The organism is Microbulbifer sp. 2205BS26-8 (assembly GCF_030731025.1).
Classification (GTDB): Bacteria; Pseudomonadota; Gammaproteobacteria; order Pseudomonadales; family Cellvibrionaceae; genus Microbulbifer; species Microbulbifer spongiae.
Window position 1 is genome coordinate 1 of sequence record NZ_JAVAMR010000154.1, and the last position, 813, is coordinate 813.

Genomic DNA, 813 nt, shown 5'->3' on the forward strand with positions numbered 1-813 from the left:
CGGGTGCTGCCATCGTTGAAACCACCCAGGGCCGTGAGCTGCTGGCTGTTGCCCGCGGGCAGGTTCACCACCGCCGGCGTTACCTGGATACTGGTCAATGCGGCATTGGTCACGGTCACCGAAACCATATTGCTGAAAACGCCGTCCCGGTTGGCGGAGACAATGGTGCTGCCCGCCGCCACCGCCATCACCTCGCCCAGGCTATCCACGGTAGCAATTGCGGTGTTGTCGCTGTCCCAGTTCACGCTGGTGGTAATGTCGAGATTGCTGCCATCGGTGAAAATACCCAGGGCCGTGAGCTGTTGGCTGTAGCCCGCGGGCAGGTTCACCACCGCCGGCGTCACCTGGATAATGGCCAGTATGGCATTGGTCACGGTGACCGAAACCGTATTGCTGACAATGCTGCCCTGGCTGGCGGAGACACTGGCGCTGCCCACCGCCACCGCCATCACCTCGCCCAGGCTATCCACGGTGGCAATTGCGGTGTTGTCACTGAACCAGGTCACACTGTTGGTGATATCGGTGGTGCTGCCATCGCTGAAAATACCCAGGGCCGTGAGCTGTTGGCTGTAGCCCGTGGGTAGGCTCACCACCGCCGGCGTCACCTGGATACTGGTCAATACGGCGGTCACGGTCACCGAAACCGTATTGCTGACAATGCCGTCCTGGCTGGCGGAGACACTGGTGCTGCCCACTGCCACCGCCATCAGCTCGCCCAGGCTATCCACCGTGGCAATTGCGGTGTTGTCACTGCGCCAGGCCACACTGTCGGTGATATCGGCAGTGGTGCCATCGCTGAAATTACCCAGGGCG

Annotated in this window: 1 protein-coding gene; it reads right to left on the reverse strand. The window is 61.7% G+C overall.

Annotation, left to right across the window (positions count from 1 at the left end; all coding sequences use genetic code 11):
• On the reverse strand, positions 1 to 813 hold an 813-nt coding region (locus tag Q5Y71_RS17000), incomplete at both ends, for an Ig-like domain-containing protein (RefSeq protein WP_306043259.1).